At 54.2% G+C, this 17,579-nt stretch carries 18 protein-coding genes; 11 read left to right on the top strand and 7 right to left on the bottom strand.

Features of this window, described 5'->3' with window-relative positions:
• Positions 1–15: 15 nt before the first annotated feature.
• The 4 genes from moaA (at position 16) to PHACT_RS01715 (ending at position 3,518) form a co-directional block, all read left to right on the top strand.
• Entirely contained in the window at positions 16–1,089 is a 1,074-nt protein-coding gene (gene moaA, locus PHACT_RS01730) for a GTP 3',8-cyclase MoaA (protein WP_070115639.1), read from the top strand.
• A 10-nt stretch (positions 1,090–1,099) separates the two neighbouring features.
• Positions 1,100–1,621 carry a molybdenum cofactor biosynthesis protein B gene (gene moaB, locus PHACT_RS01725; RefSeq protein WP_070115638.1) on the top strand — a complete coding sequence of 174 codons (522 nt, stop codon included), beginning with the start codon at positions 1,100–1,102 and terminating at the stop codon, positions 1,619–1,621.
• A gap of 485 nt (positions 1,622–2,106) precedes the next feature.
• A complete protein-coding gene (locus PHACT_RS01720) occupies positions 2,107–2,922 on the top strand; it encodes an exodeoxyribonuclease III (protein ID WP_245730545.1) in 816 nt (271 codons plus the stop codon).
• The gene (locus tag PHACT_RS01715) at positions 2,919–3,518 is read left to right on the top strand and encodes a peptidylprolyl isomerase (protein ID WP_083264256.1); all 600 of its coding nucleotides are present in this window, start codon (positions 2,919–2,921) and stop codon (positions 3,516–3,518) included. The genes PHACT_RS01720 and PHACT_RS01715 overlap by 4 nt, the downstream gene beginning before the upstream one ends.
• 60 nt (positions 3,519–3,578) lie before the next feature.
• Here the strand turns inward: PHACT_RS01715 and PHACT_RS01710 are convergent, their stop codons facing one another.
• Positions 3,579–3,878: a YciI family protein gene (locus PHACT_RS01710; RefSeq protein WP_070115637.1), complete on the bottom strand. Its 300-nt coding sequence runs from the start codon at positions 3,876–3,878 to the stop codon at positions 3,579–3,581.
• A 196-nt stretch (positions 3,879–4,074) separates the two neighbouring features.
• Between PHACT_RS01710 and PHACT_RS01705 the strand changes: the two genes are divergently transcribed.
• The 5 genes from PHACT_RS01705 (at position 4,075) to rluB (ending at position 8,589) form a co-directional block, all read left to right on the top strand.
• Positions 4,075–4,695, top strand: a complete 621-nt coding sequence (locus PHACT_RS01705) for an L-threonylcarbamoyladenylate synthase (protein WP_070115636.1) — start codon at positions 4,075–4,077, stop codon at positions 4,693–4,695.
• Positions 4,696–4,809: 114 nt separating this feature from the next.
• A complete protein-coding gene (locus tag PHACT_RS01700; protein WP_211284377.1) occupies positions 4,810–6,024 on the top strand; it encodes a tryptophan--tRNA ligase in 1,215 nt (404 codons plus the stop codon).
• Between the two features lie 25 nt (positions 6,025–6,049).
• Positions 6,050–6,886, top strand: coding sequence for a segregation and condensation protein A (locus PHACT_RS01695; RefSeq protein WP_070115635.1), 837 nt, complete (start codon positions 6,050–6,052; stop codon positions 6,884–6,886).
• Positions 6,887–7,001: 115 nt separating this feature from the next.
• Positions 7,002–7,778 (top strand): SMC-Scp complex subunit ScpB, encoded by a 777-nt coding sequence (gene scpB, locus PHACT_RS15935; RefSeq protein ID WP_317622271.1) that lies wholly within the window; start codon positions 7,002–7,004, stop codon positions 7,776–7,778.
• Complete coding sequence (rluB, locus tag PHACT_RS01685) at positions 7,771–8,589, top strand: 23S rRNA pseudouridine(2605) synthase RluB (protein ID WP_070115634.1); 819 nt, start codon at positions 7,771–7,773, stop codon at positions 8,587–8,589. The genes scpB and rluB overlap by 8 nt, the downstream gene beginning before the upstream one ends.
• Positions 8,590–8,633: 44 nt before the next feature.
• Here rluB and PHACT_RS01680 read toward each other — a convergent pair whose 3' ends face one another.
• The 6 genes from PHACT_RS01680 to PHACT_RS01655 form a co-directional block, all read right to left on the bottom strand.
• Positions 8,634–9,077, bottom strand: coding sequence for a hypothetical protein (locus tag PHACT_RS01680; RefSeq protein ID WP_070115633.1), 444 nt, complete (start codon positions 9,075–9,077; stop codon positions 8,634–8,636).
• Entirely contained in the window at positions 9,077–10,033 is a 957-nt protein-coding gene (locus tag PHACT_RS01675) for a GGDEF domain-containing protein (RefSeq protein WP_070115632.1), read from the bottom strand. The genes PHACT_RS01680 and PHACT_RS01675 overlap by 1 nt, the downstream gene beginning before the upstream one ends.
• A 234-nt stretch (positions 10,034–10,267) precedes the next feature.
• Positions 10,268–11,083: a YciK family oxidoreductase gene (locus PHACT_RS01670; RefSeq protein ID WP_083264255.1), complete on the bottom strand. Its 816-nt coding sequence runs from the start codon at positions 11,081–11,083 to the stop codon at positions 10,268–10,270.
• A complete protein-coding gene (locus tag PHACT_RS01665) occupies positions 11,073–11,792 on the bottom strand; it encodes an HAD-IA family hydrolase (protein ID WP_070115631.1) in 720 nt (239 codons plus the stop codon). Before PHACT_RS01665 ends, PHACT_RS01670 begins: the two co-directional genes overlap by 11 nt.
• Positions 11,789–12,499: a bifunctional 2-polyprenyl-6-hydroxyphenol methylase/3-demethylubiquinol 3-O-methyltransferase UbiG gene (gene ubiG, locus PHACT_RS01660; protein ID WP_070115630.1), complete on the bottom strand. Its 711-nt coding sequence runs from the start codon at positions 12,497–12,499 to the stop codon at positions 11,789–11,791. The genes PHACT_RS01665 and ubiG overlap by 4 nt, the downstream gene beginning before the upstream one ends.
• Positions 12,496–13,854 (bottom strand): TRZ/ATZ family hydrolase, encoded by a 1,359-nt coding sequence (locus PHACT_RS01655; protein WP_070115629.1) that lies wholly within the window; start codon positions 13,852–13,854, stop codon positions 12,496–12,498. The genes ubiG and PHACT_RS01655 overlap by 4 nt, the downstream gene beginning before the upstream one ends.
• 232 nt (positions 13,855–14,086) lie before the next feature.
• Between PHACT_RS01655 and gyrA the strand changes: the two genes are divergently transcribed.
• Positions 14,087–16,720: a DNA gyrase subunit A gene (gyrA, locus tag PHACT_RS01650; RefSeq protein ID WP_070115628.1), complete on the top strand. Its 2,634-nt coding sequence runs from the start codon at positions 14,087–14,089 to the stop codon at positions 16,718–16,720.
• Entirely contained in the window at positions 16,710–17,579 is an 870-nt protein-coding gene (gene pheA, locus PHACT_RS01645; RefSeq protein ID WP_169819365.1) for a prephenate dehydratase, read from the top strand. The genes gyrA and pheA overlap by 11 nt, the downstream gene beginning before the upstream one ends.

Below are 17,579 nucleotides of genomic sequence, written 5' to 3'. Positions count from 1 at the left end.
AGAATTCGAGTTTTTATGCCCCGACCTGATGATACTGATACAGCACAAGCACCTTCGCTGATCGACCGCTTTGGTCGGCGAGTTGATTATGTGCGGCTGTCAGTGACTGATCGATGTGATTTCCGTTGTGTTTACTGCATGACTGAAGACATGCAATTTTTGCCTCGCCAACAGGTGCTGACGCTGGAAGAGATCTACAGTGTCGGCCGTGCGTTTACCGAACTGGGTGTCACCAAACTTCGGCTGACGGGCGGCGAGCCCCTGGTGCGTAACAACGTGATGTCGCTTATTCAGGCATTGGGTCGCTTGCCCGGTTTGCAGGAGCTACTGCTGACAACCAATGGCGCTCAGCTGGGCAAACTGGCGGCTCCATTGCGGGATGCCGGGGTGAATCGCATCAACATCAGCATCGACAGTCTTGATAGTGAGCGCTTCAAACGTATTACGCGCGTAGGGCGCCTGGACAAGGTGCTGTCGGGCATTGAGGCCGCACGCAAAGTCGGCTTCGACCGAATTCGGCTTAACGCTGTGATCATGAAAGGTTACAACGAGGATGAAATTCTTGCTCTGACCGATTATGCGGTAAATCACGATATTGATATCGCGTTTATTGAAGAAATGCCGCTGGGGCAGGCCTCAGACCATGCCCGTGAAGATACTGTGTGCAGCAATGACTGGGTCCGTGAGCGAATTGAATCGCGTTACACGCTGGTTAACAGCGCAGCAACCACAGCAGGCCCGTCCAAGTATTTTCAGATTCCGGGTCAAAAAAGTCGTATTGGCTTTATATCCCCCATGTCACATAACTTCTGCGCTGACTGTAATCGCGTGCGCGTCACCGTCGAAGGGCGCCTGCTGCTGTGTCTGGGCAACGAGCACTCCGCCGATCTGCGCTCGGTGCTGCGGCAGGGCAGTGACGCCGCGATTCAGGACGAGCTGGCAAGTCTGGAACGAGCCAGCGAAACGCCCGTCAGCGATGCGTTGAAGCAGGCCATAATTGCGGCAATGGACCTGAAACCGGAGCGACATCATTTTTATGAACAGGATTACGCACAACCGGTGCGCCTGATGAACATGACAGGAGGCTGACAGGTCACTGATGAGCAGTAACTCTATTGCGGTAAATGCCGCCGTTGTAACGGTTTCCGACACGCGCACCGAAGACACAGACAGTTCCGGCCGTTATCTGGCGGAACAACTGGAAAATGCAGGTCACCGTCTCCTCCACAAAATCATTATCAAAGATGACACCTACAAATTGCGAGCGTTGATAGCGAGCCTGATTGCTGACGACCAGGTGCAGGCGATTCTGGTCACCGGGGGAACAGGGTTCACGGCGCGAGACAATACAGTCAAGGCAGTGACGCCGTTACTGGATATGCATATTGATGGTTTTGGTGAGATTTTCCGCTACCTGTCCCATGCCGAGATTGGCAGTTCAACAGTACAGTCAAGGGCGTTTGCAGGAATGAGTAATGGCGCTATCGTATTTTGCATGCCGGGGTCGACCGGGGCATGCCGTACTGCATGGGAAGGGTTGATCGAACAACAACTGGACAGTCGGCATAAGCCTTGTCATTTCGTGGATAAGCTGAAAAATGTGCACCAGCCCGGTAGCTGACTTTTCAATCGAGACGAAAAGTTCAGAGGGCTGATGCTGTAAAAACCGTCCACGCGGGTAATGCTAAAAACAGAGTCACGGCCAGCATATTCAACATCAATACGCCTGCAGACTCGTGGCTGATCTGATCTATCATAATAAGCTCCCGTTCAGGGTGGGCTGTCTGTAAGACCCCCTAGTGATAATCCTCTGAATGCAGCGGGTTTATCGCCAGGTGCTTATTTTTACTGCGCTGCCAGAATGGTCAGAACAGGGACTGCAACAGACGCGGTAACGATGGCTGCAGTAACTAATGCGGCTCGTGCGCTGATGATAAGTTCGCTCATGAGGTGTTCTCCTTGTGGGTGAGACGTTCATATTTGGGTTTTTGTTACTTTTGGCGTTGTGCACCTCAGTAACTGTGCGCATAGTAACACAAATGGGGCTATAAGTAACACATATATGGTTAAATATTCACATTTCCGATAGAAAGTAACGTTTAAACGATGAAATGCGGTAAACAGATCAGCATCACCACGTTTAATTGCAACGGCGTGCGCTCTGCGGCCAGAAAAGGCTTCTTTGATTGGCTGGAGCAGCATGCGCCGGATGTGGTTTGCCTTCAGGAAACTCGGGCACACGAGGCGCAACTACGGGAAGGCCCATTCTTTCCAGAGAACTATCATTGCCACTACTATGATGCAGAGAAAAAGGGTTACGCAGGTGTCGCCATTTACAGTCGGCAGAAACCCGACCGTGTGATCAAAGGCCTGGGCTGGGATTTTGCGGACAGAGAAGGTCGCTTTATTCAGGCTGATTTTGGCAACCTTAGCGTGATCTCGCTGTATATGCCCTCAGGCTCCAGTGGTGAAGTCAGGCAGGCAGTTAAATTCCGTTTTCTGGACCTGTTTATGCAGCACTTGCAGGCATTGCGCACTGATGGCAGAGATTATGTGATTTGCGCGGACTGGAACATGTGTCATAAGGAGATTGATCTCAGAAATTGGCGAGCAAACCGCAAGAACCCCGGGTTTCTGCCGGAGGAGCGGGCCTGGCTGGACCAGTTATATGACGAATTGGGTTTTGTTGATGCGTTCAGACTGGTAAATAAATCAGAAGGCCAGTACAGCTGGTGGTCCAACCGGGGGCAGGCCAGAGCCAAAAATGTTGGTTGGCGGCTCGACTATCATGTCATTAGCCCGGCATTGGCGCCTGCGGTTGCGTCGGCAACCATATATACTGACGCGTATTTTTCGGACCATGCGCCGGTTACGCTGTCGCTACTGCAACAGAAGGACCCGCTGGAGGAGGCTATATCATGAAAACAGGCAATCTTGTGTCTATTGTTTTGCTGGCGGTGACGCTGCTGGCGCCTGTGCCAAATGCGTTTGGCCAGCCTTTATCGGCGCTTATCAGTACCAGTAAGGGAGAAATTGAGTTGGAGTTGAACGCGCGCGCAGCGCCGACGACCGTTGCCAACTTTGTTAACCTCGCTCGTCGTGGCTTTTACGATGGCTTAAGCTTTCATCGGTTTGAGCCGCGCTTCATGATTCAGGGTGGCGATCCACTGGGTACCGGCACCGGAACGCCGGGTTATCGCTTCAGCGGTGAGACTCACTTGCGCCACAATCGACCGGGTGTGATCTCCATGGCTAATTCGGGGCCCGGTACAGAGGGCAGCCAGTTCTTCATCACGCATGTGCGCACGCCACATCTCGATGGCCTGCATTCAGTCTTCGGTGGGGTGACTCAGGGTATGGATGTTGTCAATAGTCTGCGTGCTGGCGATATCATTGAGCGCATCACAATATCCGGCGATATCAGTGCCTTGTGGGCTCAGAAAGCGGGACAGCTGGAGAGCTGGAATGCCGTTCTCAATGAGAATTACCCCGATCTCCGCCCGGCGCCGACCCCCTAGACTCCGGGCGGGCCCTGTCTTGGGTTCGGGCGCGGGTTCAGAGTAGTCTGGCTCCGACGTTCAGGGCAGGACCTGACGGAAGGGTTTAACGGTCACTTTTTTGTAAACACCCGCCGCGACATAGGGGTCATCCGCCGCCCAGGCTTCGGCTGCCGCCATCGAGTCGAACTCGGCGATGATCAGACTGCCGGAGAATCCTTCCGCATCAGGGTTTTCATCGTCAATGGCTGGATGCGGCCCGGCAATAACGAGTTTGCCGGATGCTTTCAGCGCTTCCACTCTGACCAGGTGGGCGGGCCTGGCCTGAATGCGCAGGGGCAGGCTGTTGTCAACGTCTTCACTGATAATGGCGTAGTACATAATATTCCTTTTGCAGGTGTCAGCAGCTATGGCATGGGGGCTTGGATCAAGTCATCGACTTTGGCAAAGCGGCCTGTTATTGTTGCCGGTTTGCAGCCACCGGCATGATAGAAAATCGTTGTCCGGAAGGCAATGCTGATACGGCGGCTGCTCTTTTTTCAGGTTACAGGATTCACGAAAGAGAAAGCGATTCGGTATGGCACTATCATTGGAAATTCACCCAGTTGACCCCGAGCCCAGGCTGATAAAACAGGCAGCAGAGTGCCTGCAGCAAGGCGGGGTTATTGTGTACCCGACTGATTCGACCTATGCGCTGGCATGCCACATAGGCGATAAAGCCGCGCTGGAGCGTGTGCGTCGTATCCGCAAACTCGGCGAAAAACATAATATGACGCTGATCTGCTCTGATTTGTCGGCGATTGCCACTTATGCAAAGGTCAGCAACAGCGCCTATCGATTGTTAAAGGCGTACACGCCAGGCCCGTATACCTTCATTCTGGCAGCCACCGCTGAGGTGCCGCGTCGGCTGATGCACCCGAAACGAAAAACAATCGGTCTGCGAATCCCCGAGCATCCGGTGGCAAAGGCATTACTGGAAGCTGTCGGCGAACCGATATTGAGCACCAGTCTGATACTGCCTGACGACGATCAGCCGCTTTCCGAAATTTATGACATTGAAGAAAAGCTGGGCAAGTTGGTTGATCTGATTATTGAAAGTGGCGCCTGTGGGATTGAACCATCAACAGTCATTGACCTGGTTGACGGGGCACCGGTGGTGGTTCGTGTCGGCAAAGGTGATCCGGCTCCATTTACCTGATCCGGATAAGTTCAGAATTACAGGATGATGCGGTTGTCGCTGTGTTTCGTGCGATAATGCTAAGGTATTAACTATATTTGACTGGCTGGCACTCAGCTGGCAGAGGGAAGGGGTTTGTCTACAGTGGAATCGCAGAAACGGGTGTTGTCGGGTATGCGTCCGACAGGACAGCTGCATTTGGGTCATTATCACGGTGTTCTGAAAAACTGGGTAAAATTGCAGCACGAGTACGAGTGTTTCTTTTTTGTAGCCGACTGGCACGCACTGACCACTCACTATGCGACCCCGCAGGTGATCGGTGACAATGCTCTGAGTATGGTCATTGACTGGTTAGCCGCGGGTGTTAACCCGGGTTCCGCTTCGATTTTTGTTCAGTCCAGAGTGCCAGAACACGCAGAGCTGCATCTGTTACTGTCGATGATGACACCGCTGGGTTGGCTGGAACGTGTACCCAGCTACAAGGATCAACAGGAAAAACTGCGTGACAGGGACCTGGAAACCTATGGCTTTCTGGGATATCCGTTACTGCAAAGTGCTGACATACTGATATATCGCGCCGGTCAGGTACCCGTGGGCGCTGATCAGGTGGCACATGTGGAACTGACCCGGGAGGTCGCGCGTCGCTTTAATCATTTATATGGTCGTGAGCCCGGCTTCGAAGACAACGCCGAAGCGGCGGTGAAGAAAATGGGTAAAAAGGCGGCGCGGATCTATAACAATCTGCGAACGGCCTATCAGGAGCAGGGCGATCATGACGCGCTGGAACGGGCGCAGGCGCTCATCAAAGAGCAGCAGAATATCTCTCTGGGTGATCGCGAGCGTTTGCTGGGCTACCTTGAGGGGAGTGGCAAAATGATTCTCGCCGAACCCCAGGCTCTGTTGACCCCGGCAGCTAAAATGCCCGGTCTGGATGGCCAGAAAATGTCCAAGTCTTATGGCAATACCATTGCCTTGCGTGAACCGATTGACGATGTGGCAAAAAAGATCAATACCATGCCCACGGATCCGGCCCGGGTGCGCCTCAAAGACCCCGGTGATCCGGACAAGTGTCCAGTCTGGCAATTACACGACGTTTATTCAGATGACGACACTAAGGCCTGGGTGCAACAGGGTTGCCGCAGTGCCGGGATCGGTTGCCTGGCCTGTAAAAAGCCAGTGATTGATGCCGTGGCAGCTGAACTGGAGCCAATACAGGAGCGCGCCCGGCAATACGAGAAAGACCCGGATATTGTACGCAGCATTATCGCCGAAGGATGTGAGCAGGCGCGGGAGTCCGCTCGCGAAACCCTGCAGGATGTCCGGGAAGCCATGGGGTTGTCGTACCGTTAGAGCGGACGCAACGGAGAAATTTGTGATGAGCGAACAGGCAGAATCGTCCGATAGCAACGATATTCAGATTGTGGCCGCACCACCACAACATGAAATGCCGTTTGCGTATGTTGCCGGTAAAGCGATCACTCAATTGCCTCAGGATCTGTACATACCACCAGATGCACTGGAAGTATTCCTGGAAGCGTTTGAAGGACCACTCGACCTGTTGTTGTACCTGATTAAACGCCAGAACATTGATATTCTCGATATCGATGTCGCGTTGATTACCGAGCAGTATATGGCGTACGTCGACCTGATGGAGTCTCACCAGTTTGAACTCGCCGCTGAGTATCTGGTCATGGCAGCCATGCTTGCTGAAATCAAGTCGCGCATGCTGTTACCGCGCAGTACCCAGGAAGAAGATGATGAAGAGGATCCGCGTGCCCAGTTGATTCGTCGACTGCAGGAATATGAGCGCTACAAGAAAGCGGCGGAAGACCTGGATCAGATGCCCCGGCTGGATCGTGATGTTTTTCTGGCTGGAGCTCAGGGGCCGCAGCTGGAACGTAATACACCTGACCCTGTTGTTGAGTTACAGGAAATTCTGATGGCGCTTTCAGGTGCTTTACGGCGTGCAGATATGTTTGAGCACCATCAGATACAGCGCGAAACCTTATCGACACGCGAGAAAATGGCAGAAATCCTGGTGCGTCTGTCATCTGAAAAATTCGTTCCACTGGTATCTTTGCTGATGCGTGAGGAGGGCCGCCTGGGTGTGGTGGTGACTTTCCTGGCAGTGATGGAGCTGATCAAGGACTCGCTGGTCGACATCGTACAGAGTGAACCATTTGCGCCTATCCACATCAAGGCCCGAAGCTAACGCCAACCATTTACAGATTATTGACATGACGAGTGACAACATGAGCACAGGCAATGACGCCGACATCGACAACACGCAGGAAGCCGATGCCGCTTTTGAGGACGTAACCTATCCCGTGCAGGCGCTTGAGCCAGAGATGCTTCAGCAGATCATTGAAGGCTTGCTGCTGAGCGCGGGGCGGCCACTGTCAGTAACCGCGTTGTCTGAACTGTTCGTGGAAGGGGAGCGTCCCACGAATGAACAGATCAGGGAAATTCTGAATGTTATTGCACTGGACTGCGAGGGCCGGGGCTTTGAATTGAAGGAAGTTGCCTCAGGATTCCGCTTTCAGGTTCGACAGAAACTGAGTCCGTGGATATCACGCCTGTCTGAAGAAAAGCCACAGCGCTACACGCGCGCATTGCTTGAAACGCTTGGCCTGATCGCCTATCGGCAACCGATTACCCGCGGTGATATCGAAGAGATCCGTGGTGTCGCGGTCAGCTCAACTATTATCAGGACCTTGCTGGATCGTGAATGGATTCGTGTCGTAGGGCACCGGGATGTTCCTGGCCGGCCTGCAATGTTTGCCACCACGCGCCATTTTCTCGACTACTTTAATCTGAAAAATCTTCAGGAACTGCCACCGTTGTCTGAAATACGTGACCTGGACCAATTGAATCCGGAGCTTGACCTGAGCGACGACGAAGGGCGGGTGCTGGTGTTACCGGAAGAGCCGGTCGACGAAGACAACGTGGACGAAGACGGCGAACAGCCAGAGTTGCTGGATGAGGACGAAGCCATGGCACTGGCCAGGCGTCCGCTTGATGACATTCTTGGCTACGGCCGCAAAAAAGATGAAGCGACGGGAGACTCTGATGTCTCCGGCTCTCAGGAAAACGACAATGAATGATGTTGTACAGGATGAAAAAATCCAGAAAGTATTGGCGCGTGCCGGGTTCGGCTCGCGTCGACAAATGGAAAGCTGGATCAGTCAGGGGCGTGTGCGCCTGAATGGCAATGTGGCAACGCTGGGTGACCGGGCCGGTCCTGACGACAAACTGATTGTCGATGGCAAAAAAGTCTCCAATACGGCGCCTGACAATAGCGCGCCACGCGTTCTTGTTTACAATAAGCCGGAAAACGAGATTTGTTCGCGTCGTGACCCGGAAGGCCGAAAATCTGTTTATGATCACCTGCCCATGATCAAGCATGGACGCTGGGTTGCCGTTGGCCGATTGGACTTCAATACCAGCGGTCTGTTGTTGTTTACCACCGATGGAGAGTTGGCCAATCGTCTGATGCATCCCTCTGCCAATATCGATCGTGAATATGCCGTGCGGGTATTGGGTGATGTCAGTGACGAGATGATTGCCAATCTGCAGAAAGGGGTGATGATTGAAGAGCACCTTTGTCGCTTTACCGATGTTCAGTTTTTTGCTGGTGAAGGACGCAACAGCTGGTACCACGTTGTGATTATGGAAGGACGAAATCGTGAAGTAAGAAAGCTGTGGGAGTCACAAGGGGTCAAGGTCAGTCGGCTGAAACGTGTTCGATATGGGCCGGTGTTTATTCCCAGTCGGGTCAAGAAGGGTCAGTTTTACGAAATGAAGAATGCGGAGATCGCAGGGTTATACGAGACGGTAGGGATGACGCCACCTGTTGCTACCAGAAAGCGCACCGTTGCCAGAAAGCGTAAAGATGGTCGTCCCGGTCGTGGCTAGTGTTGAACGCTGCTGACGCGATATCAGCAGCGTTACCGTATTAATCAGCGGACTGGTGTGTCTGTAGCGGATTGCTGCTTTGAGCGAAGGCTGTTGCGAAGCGGGCTCACCAGCGCAGGGATGAGTGCTTCAATCAGTTGCAGTTCACGTTCGGTAAACTTGCGATTGCGTTTAAAAACGATTTCGCCCAGGTATTCGTCGGTGCATAACAGGCGATAGCCGCAGCTGTGTGATGACTGTTTGCCAATGCGGATATCAACATCCAGTGCCTCATGGTGATAATGCAGACCGTCCAGTGCAACGCCTCTGGTCATGCTGTTCAACAGGCGTTGCTGCAGTGCCGAAATTTCCAGAGTTCCGCCAAGGTTTTCGCTTAGCAATTGACGCAGTTCCTGCTCTCGTTGTTTACGCTTGAGTGATGCCTGTGCATCCTTTGTCGCAGGTTGTTGTTCCGTGTTTTCTAATGTGCTGTGCAGATACGCAGTCATCAAACGTTCCCCTGGTCACCCGGTTTGAAAGCGGATCCATTTCCGCCCTTGTTTTTTATTTCGTACATGGCTTTGTCTGCCCGCTTTAACAGACCCTCTGTGGTGTCACTGTCAGTGAACGTCGAGGCGCCGATGCTGATGGTAATGCTTAGTGACCCTGTATCGGCGCAAACCCTGAGACCGGCAACAGCCTCTCGTAAGCGCTCAGCAATAACGAGCGCGCCGTATTTGTCAGTTTTACTCAGCAGGACCACAAATTCTTCGCCACCATAGCGATAGACCCGATCCGTGTTGCGATTGACCTTGGTGATCAGACGCACCATTTCCTTCAGCACGGTATCGCCGGTGGCGTGACCTTCGGTGTCGTTTATCTTCTTGAATCTATCAATATCAATGACCAGTACTGACAGGTCGTGCTGATAACGGCGCGCCAGATTTAACTCATGGTCCAGGTCGGCCATCATGGCCAGACGATTGCCGGCCCCGGTCAGTGCATCGGTCGTGGAGGCATCAATAGCGGCACGGTATTGCAAAGCATTGCGGAGCGGACAGAGCAGGGTGCTTAACAGGGTCTCAATAGTGTCCAGATCTGGCTCACTGAATCGCGCCTGGTGGTAAAGCACGATCTCGCCGAGATTGTCGCGCTGGGTGATCAGCCGATAGCTGCAGCTGTGCAGCTCGACGTCGCCTACAGACAATTGCAGATTCATGGTTTCGTTGACGTAGACAAGGCCGCAATAGTCGACCAGCGCACTGCTTTCTTCGTGGAAAAGCGACAGTATTGTGTTCAGGTCCAGAGATGTCTGCAGTTTGGTCAACAGGCGGTAACGCGTTTGCGACAGCGGTTTGTTACCGTCGGGCAGCTGATACTCATTGGCAGCCGGAAGCAGCGTGAGTTGGGCACGCCCCTGTGTCGTAATTTCTACTGCTGTGGCCGAGCTGAGTGGCATAGCCATGTGAGTCTCCGGAGTTAGCGTCTACCGAAGACAAGCGATTATTGTGCCAGAATTGTTAAGTACTAAATAAAGGTAATAAATACAGCGTGGTACAGGATTTTTTAATGCTTTGGAAGAACCGGCGGAGGGTTGAGTGCAAAAGCTGGCAAGCATCAGCGGCAATAAATTGCCGGTTTACTGACGCTTGCCGTTCCGGGAGTGCCAGTTTGCCGTCGGGTATTGGCATCACCCGTTTTACTTGGCGGACAGTTCAGTCAATAACGTCCGGATATCGATGGCCTGACCATGCAGAGGGTGACTGGCAGCCTGCATCAGGTGCAGGTAGGCCGGCATCAAAGACTCGGGCGTGGGCAATGACAAGGGATTTTCCGCGGGATAGGCGGATCGGCGCATTTCTGTGCGAGTGGCCCCCGGATTGATGCTGTTGACGCGTATATTGGTAGTGTCAGCCAGCTCATCGGCCAGCACCTGCATAAGCCCTTCGGTGGCAAATTTGCTGACCGCATAGGCGCCCCAGTATGCCCGGCCTTTGCGGCCGACACTGGAGGAGGTCATCAGAATGCGGGCTTCGTCGGATTTTTCCAGCGCTGGCAATAGCGCGCGGGTCAACAGAAAAACAGCATTGACGTTGATCTGCATGAGCTTCATCCAGCTTTCCGGTGCGTAGTACTGGATGGGCCCCAGCGCGCCCAGTTCGCTGGCATTGTGCAGCAGGCCGTCCAGCGCCGGGAACTGATCAATAATGGATCGACCCAGTACGTCGTAGTCTTCACTGCCTGCGATCGCCAGATCCAGCGGATGAATGACAGCTTCGGGTAGCTTTTCACTGGCAATGGCATCGTAAACAGCCTCCAGTTTGCTTTGTGTACGCCCAAGCAGAATCACTGTCGCGCCACTACGCGCATAGGTGAGCGCTGCGGCCTTACCTATGCCGTCGCCGGCACCCGTGACCAGTATGGTGCGACCCTGCAAGCTGTCATTGACCGGAATTGTCAGCGCGGTGTTCTCGGTGTCGCTGTTGTCATGGTTGCGGGCGGGTTCAATTTTCATGAGTGAGTCCTTTCTGGGCAGAAAAAATGAGATGGTTGCTCAGGTAGAGTGCAATGTCAGCAACCGATGGCGAAATGTGGTCTGCTCCCCACTCACTGATGGCAGGAAAGGGCGGCAGGTAGCCGTAGGCGGCTGCTATGGTGCGCATACCGGCAGCATTACCAGCCTCGATATCGCGTGGATGATCGCCCACGTAGATACTGTGGGCCGGATCACAGCCCAGGCGGTCGCATGCCAGTAGCAGCGGTTCGGGATGGGGCTTGGTCTGACTGACATGATCCGGGCAAATCAGAATCGAGCAGCGATGTGCCAGATCAAGTCGCTGCATTAACGGGATGCTGAAACGCTCAGGCTTGTTGGTAACAACGCCCCAGGCTATGCCGCTTGCTTCCAGTTGGCCCAATAACACGTCCATGTCGGCAAACAGCACGGAGCGCGTGTTCTGGAGCTGGTCCATGTATTGATTCAGCAGCGTCTGAAACAGCGCATCAAAGCCCTGCGCATCCGGTCGCAGGCCGAAGGCCAGCTCCACCAGGGCCCGGGCACCGCTGGAAACCGTGGCCAGAATGGCGTTATCGCTCGGGGGTGTCACGCCCTGATCCGCGCACAGCTGATGCAAGACGGCGCTAAAGTCTGGCGCGGTGTCAATCAGGGTGCCGTCCAGGTCAAAAAGCACGGCCGCAGTCTGATTTCCGGTCATCGTGGTCATGCCGGCTTCCGGTAGTGAACCAGGTAATTGACATCAATATCATTCTGCAGACGGTAGCGCTTTGTCAGCGGGTTGTAACCCATCCCGGTCAGTTCACCCTGTTCCAGGCCGTAATGACGACACCATGAAGCCAGTTCAGACGGCTTGATGAACTTGGCATAGTCATGTGTGCCTTTGGGCAGCAGATTAAGAACATATTCGGCACCGACAATTGCAAACAGCCATGATTTTGGATTCCGGTTTAGCGTGGAAAAAAAGATATGGCCGCCGGGTTTGGCGAGTTTGACACAGGCTTCCACGATCGCTTCAGGGTCGGGCACGTGTTCGAGCATTTCCAGGCAGGTGACGATATCGTACTGCCCGGGTTCCTGCTCAGCCATGGTTTCGGCGGCTATGTTCTCGTAGCGGATATCGAGACCGCTTTCCAGTTTGTGCAGGCGGGCAACCGCAAGTGATGCCTCAGCCAGATCGATGGCCGTGACCTGAGCGCCTTGATGCGCCAGGGCTTCGCTTAGAATGCCACCGCCACAGCCAATATCGATACAATGCTGGCCGGCAGGATTGATCTTGCCGCTGATAAATCCCATACGCAGCGGATTTATTTCATGTAGTGGCCTGAATTCGCTGTTGGGATCCCACCAGCGCGCGGCCAGGGCTTCGAATTTGCGTATTTCTGCGTCATCGCGATTGCCGTGCTGCGCATTCATGCATTTTCTCCATCGTTGGTTGAGTGCTGCAATCGTTGTTGCCAGGTGCGTGCCAACTCCTGTATCTGGCGCCGATTGATAGTGGTCAGTTCGCCGTCGTCTAACAAGGCTTTGCCATTGACCCAGACATGACTGACCTGGCTGGCCTGGGTTGAATACACCAGTTGTGACACTGGATTATAAACCGGCATGGCGTTCAGGCTGTCGAGGCGGACTGCCGTCATATCGGCGCGTTTGCCCGATTCCAGTGTCCCTGTCAAATGCTCGAGGCCCATCGCTCTGGCGCCATTAATGGTTGCCATCTGCAGGGCACCGTAGGCTGGCAGCGCACTGGCATCACCGGCACAGGCTTTGGCCAGTAAGGCCGCTGTGCGCATTTCCGAAAACATGTCCAGATCATTATTGCTGGCCGCGCCATCGGTGCCCAATGCGACATTGATACCGGTGGTCTGCAATTGGTGTACCGGGCAGAACCCACTGGCCAGTTTCAGATTGGATTCAGGGCAGTGCACCACATGAGTGGAGGTCTGCTGCAGTAACGCCAGGTCGTCGTCATCCAGCTGGGTGGCATGTACACAGAGCAGGCGGGGGCCCAGCAGACCAAGATCATGCAGGCGCCGTATCGGTCGTTGCCCCGTGTTTTTGAGCGCGTCTTCAACTTCAAAAGCAGTTTCGTGCACATGCATGTGAATAGGCAGATCGAGCTCTTCAGCGAAGGTAAGGACCTTGCGCAGGGATTCGTCAGACACAGTGTAGGGCGCATGAGGGCCAAACGCGGTACTGACCAGTTCGCTGTTACGCCAGGCGTCGTGCAGCTCCGTGGTCTTGCTGATGCATTCATCGGCATCGGCTGCCCAAGGTGTCGGGAAATCGATGACAGGCGCTGCCAGTTGGACACGAATACCCGCCTCGCTGGCAGCCCTGGCGCTGGCCTCAGGAAAAAAATACATATCGGCATAACAGGTGGTGCCGCCGCGAATCATTTCAGCAATGGCCAGCTGCGTTCCCTGGTAGACAAACTCTTCGCTGATCCACTTGCCTTCCAGTGGCCAGATGTGGTCATGCAGCCAGGTCTGCAAGGGGAGGTCATCGGCTATGCCGCGCATCAGCGTCATGCCGGCATGGCCATGTGCGTTGATCAGGCCGGGGATCAGCGCATGCTGATCCAGCGTCAATTCCCGGCGCGCACTGCTATAATGCCGTGCTATATCAGGGGTCGGGTGCAGCCCGACAATACTGCCATTGCGCACCGCTATGCTGTGGTTTTCCAGAATCGCCTGGTCATCGGTAGCCGGAATTATCCAGCGTGCATGTATTACGAGATCGACGTCGGGCTGGTTTTCGCTGGGGCTCATTGCGGCTCCGGTTGAGGTCATCAGAGCGGCGATTATAACGAATATTGCAGTAAAGCAGGAGCTTGATATTAAACCGTATTTTTGTGTCCGGCTGCGGGGCATTTGTGGTAGTATTGATCAATTTTATCGATCGGCGATTGCTACTTTAAGAACTGCCGAAAGAACTGCCGAAAGGACTGCCCCGGGCGCGCTTGGATGAGCCGCTTACAGTCCGTATGAGAGCCTGTAAAATATGACGGAATCTACAAACCAGATATCGCCTGTTTCGCTCGAAAGCGAGATGCGTGAATCCTACCTTGCCTACGCCATGAGCGTAATTGTTGGTCGTGCGTTACCGGATGTCAGGGATGGGCTCAAGCCTGTACACAGACGCGTGCTGTTTGCCATGAACGTGCTGTCGAACGACTGGAACAAGCCCTACAAAAAGTCCGCTCGTGTGGTCGGTGATGTTATCGGTAAATACCATCCACATGGCGATTCTGCTGTTTATGACACCATCGTACGTATGGCACAGGACTTCTCCCTGCGTTACCCGCTGGTTGATGGCCAGGGTAACTTTGGCTCGATAGACGGTGATTCGGCTGCAGCAATGCGTTACACCGAAATTCGCATGGCCAAAATCGCCCACGATCTGATGGCAGATCTGGACAAGGAAACGGTTGATTTCTCCGACAACTATGATGGCACCGAACGTATTCCCGATGTTTTCCCGACACAGGTTCCCAATCTGCTGGTAAACGGCTCCTCGGGCATCGCTGTCGGCATGGCAACCAATATTCCGCCTCACAACCTGACGGAGGTTGTGGATGCCTGCCTGGCGTTGATGGATGACGAGGATATCTCCATTGATGATCTGATGGAGCATATCAAGGGCCCTGATTTCCCCACGGCGGCCATCATTAATGGCCGGGCTGGCATTGTCGAAGCCTACAAAACCGGTCGTGGCCGCATCTACATGCGTGCACGCGCGGAAATCATCGAAGATGAAAAGAGCAACAAGCCCACCATTATCATCACGGAAATACCCTATCAGCTGAACAAGGCGCGGCTGGTGGAAAAAATTGCCGAATTGGTCAAGGAAAAGAAGATAGAAGGCATCACGGAACTGCGTGACGAATCGGACAAAGACGGTTTGCGCGTGGTGATAGAGCTTCGCCGTGGAGAAGTTGGTGAAGTGGTGCTGAATAACCTGTATGCCCAGACCCAGATGCAATCGGTGTTTGGCATTAACATGGTGGCGCTGGTAGATGGTCAGCCGAAGCTGCTGAACCTGAAAGAAATACTGCAGTCTTTTATCCGTCACCGCCGGGAAGTGGTCACACGCCGGACCATCTATCTGCTGCGCAAGGCCCGCGAAAAAGGCCATATTCTGGAAGGTCTGGCGGTCGCACTGGCCAATATTGATGCAGTCATCCAGCTTATCAAGGAGTCGCCCAGTTCGGCAGAAGCAAAAGAAAAGCTGCTTGCACGTTCGTGGCTGTCGACCAGCGTCCTGGCCATGTTGGGCGAGGCCGGTGCGGATTCGTGCCGGCCGGAAGAATTACCGGTTGAATTTGGCCTGAAAGGCGAGGAGTACTATCTGTCTCCCGCTCAGGCACAAGCCATTCTGGATCTGCGTCTGCACCGCCTGACGGGTCTGGAGCACGAGAAACTTATCAATGATTACAAGGATTTGCTGCAACAAATTGCGGACTTTCTTGAGATTCTGGGCAGTGATGTTCGCCTGTTCGAAGTAATGCGGGAAGAGCTCAACCTGGTGCGCAACAATTATGGCGACAAGCGCCGCACCGAAATTGTCGGATCGCAGCTGGACCTGAGCATGGAGGACCTCATATCCGAGGAAGACCGTGTGGTCACGATTTCACGAAGTGGTTATGCCAAATCGCAGCCACTGACCGATTATCACGCCCAGCGTCGCGGCGGCATGGGTAAAGCAGCGGCTGCCGTGAAAGATGAAGATGTGGTCGAGCACCTGTTGATTGCCAGCAGTCACGATACCCTGTTGTGCTTCAGCAGCACCGGCAAAGTTTACTGGCTGCGTGTATTCAATATCCCGCTGGCCAGCCGCGCATCGCGGGGGCGTCCTCTGGTCAATATTCTGCCATTGGAAGAAGGTGAGCGAATCACCAGCATGTTGCCGATACGCGAATACACTGAGGGTTATTTCATCTTCATGGCAACCGCCATGGGTACGGTTAAAAAGACCTCCCTGACAAGTTTCTCTCGTCCACGCAGTGTGGGCCTGCGAGCCATTGAACTGGACGAGGGCGATCGCCTGGTAGGCACTGCACTGACCGATGGCCAGCGCGACATCATGTTGTTTGGTAGCGGCGGCAAGGTGCTCCGGTTTAATGAAGCTGGCGTGCGCACCATGGGCCGGACAGCCCGCGGGGTGCGCGGTATCCGCCTGGCGCCGGGCCAGGAAATGATAGCGTTGATCATTCCTGAAGAAGGCGAACAGGTGCTGACGGTCAGTGAAAATGGTTATGGCAAGCGAACCGATGTTGCTGAATTCCCTGTTTATGGCCGTGGCGGCCAGGGTGTCATCGGCATGCAGACCAGTGAACGCAATGGCTCGCTGGTCGGAGCGGTTCAGGTGGCAGATGGCGGCCAGATCATGCTGATCTCCAATAAAGGCACACTGGTACGCATCCGCGTGGATGAAGTGTCAGTGCTTAGCCGAAACACACAGGGCGTACGGCTGATCAAGCTCAAGAAAGACGAGCTGCTGGTGGGTGTTGAGCCGGTCGCTGATGCCGCCGATGAGTTGCCTGACGATGTCGTCGAGGATGTGATTGAAGGCGACGTATCAGAACATGCGGTCGTCGAAAATAAGCCGCAAAGCGGCGAGGCTGATGATGAGTGAGGTGCCTGACCGGATTGCATTTCTGGGTCCGCCGGGTACCTTCTCACATGCGGCAGTAGACAGGTTTTTTGGCCACAGCGATGCCCAAGAGCGCCTGAGCGTGGCAAATATCGACGACGTTTTTCTGGAAGTCGAGGCGGGCAATGCCGGTTTTGGTGTTGTGCCGGTGGAAAATTCCACTGAAGGTGCCGTCAACAGCACTCAGGATTGTCTGATAGATACGTCCCTGACGATTGTCGGGGAAATTTATTTGCCTATTGAACACAATCTCCTGTTGAAAGACCCCGCGCGACTGTCTGAAGTCAGGCGCATCGTGTCGCACAAACAGTCCCTTGGCCAATGCCGACTCTGGCTGCGCACACATTATCCCGACATGGAGCTATGTGAGGTCAGCAGCAATGCAGAAGCGGCGCGCCTGGCGGCTGATGACCCAGCGACGGCAGCGATTGCCGGGGAGGTTGCGGCCCGTTTTTTTGACCTGACAGTGGTCGCTGACCGAATCCAGGACCGGCAGGACAACACCACCCGTTTTCTGGTGATGGCGCGCGAGCATGCTGCGCTCGGAACTGAACATCAGGTAGCAGGGGTATCGACCGGACAGGACAAAACGTCCATTCTGGTCTACACCGAGAACAAGCCAGGCGCCTTATTCAGGGTGCTTGAGCCGTTTGATGATTTTCAGGTTAGCCTGACCCGAATCGAAACGCGTCCAGCCCGTGACAGCATGTGGTCCTATGTGTTTTTTGTCGATTTTGAAGGCCACATGCAGGACGATGCCGTCAAAAACGTGTTCGGCAAACTCGCTGGCCGAGCTGTCAAAATCAAGAACCTCGGTTCTTATCCCAGAGCCCGGGTCTGA

This window comes from Pseudohongiella acticola, assembly GCF_001758195.1.
GTDB classification, from domain to species: Bacteria; Pseudomonadota; Gammaproteobacteria; order Pseudomonadales; family Pseudohongiellaceae; genus Pseudohongiella; species Pseudohongiella acticola.
Note: the sequence above shows the minus strand (reverse complement) of the source record. Positions and strands in the feature narration are given on the sequence as shown.